Origin of the sequence: Streptomyces flaveolus (assembly GCF_000716535.1) — a bacterium.
In the GTDB taxonomy this organism is placed as follows: domain Bacteria; phylum Actinomycetota; class Actinomycetes; order Streptomycetales; family Streptomycetaceae; genus Streptomyces; species Streptomyces flaveolus_A.
The window spans coordinates 1-346 of sequence record NZ_JNWV01000171.1; the positions used below are offsets into that span (position 1 = coordinate 1).

Genomic DNA, 346 nt, shown 5'->3' on the forward strand with positions numbered 1-346 from the left:
TCATCCAGGGCCGCAAGGTCGCGGTCATCGGCTACGGCAGCCAGGGCCACGCCCACGCCCTGTCGCTGCGTGACTCCGGTGTGGACGTGCGTGTCGGTCTGCACGAGGGCTCGAAGTCCAAGGCCAAGGCCGAGGAGCAGGGCCTGCGCGTGGTGACCCCGGCCGAGGCCGCCGCCGAGGCCGACGTCATCATGATCCTGGTCCCGGACCCGATCCAGGCCCAGGTGTACGAGGAGTCCATCGCCCCGAACCTGAAGGACGGCGACGCGCTGTTCTTCGGCCACGGCTTCAACATCCGCTTCGGCTTCATCAAGCCCCCGGCGGGCGTGGACGTCTGCATGGTCGC

Annotated in this window: 1 protein-coding gene; it reads left to right on the plus strand. The window is 69.4% G+C overall.

Translation table 11 applies throughout. From position 1 onward, the window contains the following. Window positions 1-2: 2 nt before the first annotated feature. Window positions 3-346: NAD(P)-binding domain-containing protein (locus OO52_RS45700; protein WP_234340031.1), on the plus strand; the 344-nt coding region annotated here is incomplete at its 3' end.